The sequence below is a fragment of the Prevotella sp. P3-122 genome (genome assembly GCF_002251365.1).
Lineage (GTDB): Bacteria > Bacteroidota > Bacteroidia > Bacteroidales > Bacteroidaceae > Prevotella.
Genome location: NZ_NPJH01000069.1, coordinates 1 through 5,070, shown reverse-complemented (window position 1 = coordinate 5,070; position 5,070 = coordinate 1). Strand labels below are relative to the sequence as shown.

Genomic DNA, 5,070 nt, shown 5'->3' with positions numbered 1-5,070 from the left:
CCAACTTGTGTAAGTAAACTAAAACTAAATATCATAGTTATTCCTAATGTATAACCTAACGAATTAGGAAAATCTGATAAACCGATCAGATAAATACCATTATATCCAAAACCTGTAAAAGATAACAGAGAAGATGCTATTCCAATTAGACAAAGCCCAACTCCTAAGCAAACGAATATTTTTTTTCTATAAAAATAGAGCTTGTCATTTGTTACAGCAGGAGCGAACGCAAAAATTACTAATGCCAATAAACATGTACGTTGTTCAACACGAAAAACAGAAGGGGTTTCTGTGTAATTTTTAATAGTGCTTATAACTGAAATTAACAGAACTAAAACTGCAAGCCAATTCCAATCCCAATTAAATCTATATCTAAAGACAAGCAACGTTGAAATTGCAAGTAATACAAGATAAAACGTTGTACCGCCTAAGTACATAGAAACAGCACATGTGCTTAATGCTATTAATAGTATGTCTTTTATAGAATAAATATTAAATACACCAAGAAATTTTATATTCTTCATTTTGCTCAAGATTAAATTATCATGGGAAAAGGCGCAACAAACAAATTACTATTCATTTTCCAACCACGTTTTTTTCTGCACATAATCAAAAAATCGTTTTGTTAGACTAAACGACTCCGACCATCTATACACTCCTAATATAACCTTGTTATGTTGCAGTGTTTGGTAAATTTTTTGTTTGAATGTCAAATTTACCCAACTGTTTTTAGCCATGTGCAATACTAAAGTATTAGGAGTCTGCAAATGAGGATTTGTAAAATATTCACAAGGAATAATATGCATTCCCTCTTTTAACTCTTGGAACTCATTTACATATCTCAACCCGTATTTGTCTGCTTCTATAGCCATAATGACTGGTACTATTATCTTGTCATAATAGCTACCATCAGAAAGGATAAAGTGTCTGTCTTTGTAATATGACAAGCAATCATTAATAAACGGATGGTTAGCTTCTGCAGCAAATATGCTTGACTCCAAGCAAATATACTTCAAAATATCTTTAGGATCTTTCTTGTATCCTTCTGGAGTTAATCTATCTTTATAGTTCAAGATTCTTGCATTATCCTCATGATATTCCATTGCAGCAAGAAATCTGTCATTATTAAGCCAATCCTCATTAATTCGTTTAATGACTTTTATATCTGTATCCATATATAAGCCTCCATATTGATGCAAAGCCCACATTCTTACATAATCTGCAACAAAGGCATACTTTTTAACAGAATATGCCTCCTTGGTGAAGATAGCATTATCAACATCAAAATTGCTTTCATCCCATTGGATTATTTTAAAATCAGGATACATTTGTTTCCACCCCTCAATATAATCTTTAAATTCTTGCGGCAACGGATTGCCACCAAACCAACAATAATGAATAATCTTAGGTATCATATTTTAAATCTTCGGATAATTATTAACTTTTTCTTTTAACATCTCTATATATGGTTTCATATTGAAATCATATACTTCATTTCTGTCATATCTCTCAAAATGAGAATCTTCATATATTCCAGCTCGGTCGCCAAGCCCACGGGCACGTTTGGCGGCATACTCCTCTTCACTTTTGGTATAGTAATGGTTTATACGCAAATTCTTATATATAATCTTATTTGCACCCCAACCAATAATTCTTGTTCCATAAGCTTCTTTTATTGTATATCCTCCCCTTATGTAAAGCGGATAATGTGGAGAAATGTAATTTGTAACAAGTCGAGGATTACAAATACATTTAATGTGAACGTTCAAATAATACTCATTTTCTGCTCTATGAGTATAATTCTCAGTTATCAGGCCAGCCGGTTTCTTTTTATATCCAGAAGTACCATACAAAGCCCAATTTACACCTACTCCAGCTGCTCCACCTCCAGCCGAATACACCACATCATCAACAACTTGATATAATGGTCGGAACGGTTCTGAAGGCATAAGATATTCATCCATATCAATGAACGCCATCCAACGACACTCGTGCTTATGTTTTTTTATAGCATCATTATATGCATCGAGTTGCCTTCCTACACCTGGTATTTTTATATAATCAACAATTCCTTTTTCAACGTAAGGCTTAAGAATATGTTCTGTATCATCTTGACTTTCATTATCATAAAAGTAGAATTTTGATACGCCTACCATACGATGAAATTCTATCCATTCCACTATATAAGGCCCTTCATTCTTACTAATAGACACAACAGCCAACTCATACGTGAAACTCTTATTGCGATCATTATTCATCAACCTCTCAACCTTCTTAAAGCCAAAATGCTTTTCGTACCATAACGTGAACCAATAATTCAACATTATATAAGGTGATGCCAATAATAGAATTATATTCCCGACAAACTCATTTTTAATATTGTGTTTAATCGGACGGATAAAAGCATTGTTGTAACAATATATTTTTATCCAATACTTAAATGTTCTTTCTTTTAATTCCGACATATCTTTTTATTTTATCCATTTATCTATTATTTTCATTGCTTTATGCCTATCTTCTTCCAAACACTGAGTTATTGATGAATAATCAAAAACAGAAGAAAGCAACTCGTCTAATGATTTAACCCTTGGAATATGATATGTACCAAATAGAGTATCCATTCTTACATTCATTTTTTTGAAAATACCAGTCAATGGCAAAACCATAAATTTCTTTTCAAAATAAATACTAAACATACAGCAATGATATGAATTTGTTATTATATATTTTGCGTTAGCAATCAACCCTATCCATTCTGTAGGAGAAGGGAAGATTTTGTCATATTTATCATTCCGACCCTGACTGGCAATATATTTTACAGACATCTTTTTTGCCTTAGCAAAATTAAAGACCTCATCAATGTCAACATTTGTAAAATTACCTAAAAGATAAAGCAATATATAATTTTCAGAAGACTCACACTCTGCTATAGACATGTAATCAGAGGCTGTTAACAAACCTGTTGGGTCTATTATTCGTGTTGCATCTATACCTAAGAGTTTGCATTTTGCTACTCCACTTTCTTCCCTTACTGTTACTTCAGAAAAGTCGCTTAAATAGTTCCCCATTTTAGAACAGCCATCCTTAGTAAATGGATTACTTCCAAAACTTGCAGCATAAGAATATTTTCGTTTCCCTTTAGGAGTAAAATTTAGAAAATACAATTCTGATGGGCCTCCCCAAACTTGGTCACTCCCTGTTATATATATATCTGCATCTGGCGGATTATTTCTTAAGGCAGAAATATCATAGACTGCTTTTGTGCTATTTATAAACTTATCTCTAAAATCATCAAAATGCCTATTAACGATACCAAAACGTTTATCAAATACTCTCAATTTATATCGAAAATATAAGAGACTCCAAAAACGGTACGTCAATACTTTCTTCGGCAAATTTAGCAATCTTATAAAAGGAGATTGAGGAGATAATGTATCTGATACTGTTTTTATCAAGTACGCCTCTTGATGATTTTTTATCAAATAACGCTGCAGAGCGTAACATTGCAAGACTTGTCCGTAATTATCTTGACTATCCCACAACGTTATAATTCCTATTTTCTTTCCCATTTTGCTTTCATCTTATTAATAAAATGATTTATTCTAAAATATTTCAGACAAACGTGAATATAGAAATATACCCGCTCTGTAATTTTTTGTTTTGTAAGTTCGTTTATAACAGAGATTAAATCCTCATTGTCAACTCTATAAAAAAACTCTTCCCGTCTAGGATGAGGTATTGCACAATGAGAATACGATCGATTCAATAATTCTACCCGTTCATCTATCTGTTTTATCCTGCCTTTCATCTTATTAAGAAAATCCATGCCCTTCTGCGTATGCACAATAAGCATACTAACACCTTTTGAAGAATAGAATTTTCTATCTACCTCACGAATCCCCCAGAAATCAGCCATTTGAATGTCACTTCCTGAACGTCCTTTCTTTGCAGGGCAATTGTAGCAAGATGGTCTTAAATATATATCGGAAAGGAATCCTTTCATAAAAGGATTATCTCTATGTATATCGGACAACAAAACGGTATTTTTGTCCGCCTTTACGGCGGACTTTCTACGGACAACAAAACGGTATTTTTCCCATCCATCAGTTTTATCTCTAAACTTAATGTCCCCTATGGGGGACTTTGCGTTTAGAGATGAATTCAAAACGGTATTTTTCCCATCGGCCGCCTGAAGGCGGCAAGTTTCGTCTTTACCAAATTCCTCATTCAAATACCTTTTCCAAATACCTGGACTAGGAACACCATGACAAATAAAATCAACAGTCAGCAATTGAGGATAATCTTTCCGCAAGAAACACTTCAATCCCTTTATCTGACATGGAGTTCCAGTAAATAAGACAATTGTACCTTTCTTCAATTTCTTTTCGGCATCAATATAACAATCCTCTATATTACTCTGTACATATTTACTACCACGCAGTTTTTTCAAGCCCTCAATATTATCTATACATATATGATGAACGCTCCAATCATCTTTAAATGCGGCACCATATACAACACCTCCCTGTTCTATTATACAGGTTGCCAATTCTGTAAAAGCGCCTCCGGATGAACTCTCTTTTAAAATATCAGAGCTATCATTTTTATAAGCAAACAATTTTTCCTCGCTCTTTGATAAAGAGAATTCGCTCTTTTCATTATATGGACAAACCTTATCACAGAGCTTACACCCTATACATAATGACTCGTCTACATGGGGATACCAAAAACCTTCTTTATCTTGAACTAAAGATATGCATTTCTTTGGGCATTTCTGAACGCATGCTTCACATCCACAACATTTTTTATTATCTTTGTTTTCAACCATAGTTTTAGAAGATAAATATTTAAATAAAATTTAGCCGTTAGTTTCTTACCATCAAGTAAACCTTTCCAAAACGACCGAATATATGTATTTGATATTGATTCAACTTTCAACTGAGGCAAATCTTCAAAATATTTTAACGGAGCAACAGGAAGATCTGCCAAACAACACTTTACATCAACATTCGGAACAAATATACGTTCAAAAATTCTTGTATAGAAATAATCAGAAGCATATTCATACAG

At 33.1% G+C, this 5,070-nt stretch carries 6 protein-coding genes; all 6 read right to left on the bottom strand.

What is annotated here, in order from left to right; translation table 11 throughout:
- Nucleotides 1-524 (bottom strand): hypothetical protein (locus CIL02_RS16100; protein WP_141210211.1); only part of this gene is annotated, 524 nt, incomplete at its 3' end.
- A 48-nt stretch (nt 525-572) separates the two neighbouring features.
- A complete protein-coding gene (locus CIL02_RS11000) occupies nt 573-1,415 on the bottom strand; it encodes a glycosyltransferase family 32 protein (RefSeq protein ID WP_094401688.1) in 843 nt (280 codons plus the stop codon).
- A gap of 3 nt (nt 1,416-1,418) precedes the next feature.
- Nucleotides 1,419-2,465, bottom strand: coding sequence for a glycosyltransferase family 92 protein (locus CIL02_RS10995; protein WP_094401686.1), 1,047 nt, complete (start codon nt 2,463-2,465; stop codon nt 1,419-1,421).
- Nucleotides 2,466-2,471: 6 nt separating this feature from the next.
- A complete protein-coding gene (locus CIL02_RS10990) occupies nt 2,472-3,569 on the bottom strand; it encodes a polysaccharide pyruvyl transferase family protein (RefSeq protein ID WP_094401683.1) in 1,098 nt (365 codons plus the stop codon).
- Nucleotides 3,554-4,828: a Coenzyme F420 hydrogenase/dehydrogenase, beta subunit C-terminal domain gene (locus CIL02_RS10985; RefSeq protein ID WP_094401682.1), complete on the bottom strand. Its 1,275-nt coding sequence runs from the start codon at nt 4,826-4,828 to the stop codon at nt 3,554-3,556. The genes CIL02_RS10990 and CIL02_RS10985 overlap by 16 nt, the downstream gene beginning before the upstream one ends.
- Nucleotides 4,747-5,070, bottom strand: a 324-nt coding sequence (locus tag CIL02_RS16545) for a hypothetical protein (protein ID WP_206073489.1), incomplete at its 5' end; no start/stop codon positions are given. The genes CIL02_RS10985 and CIL02_RS16545, both read right to left, overlap by 82 nt.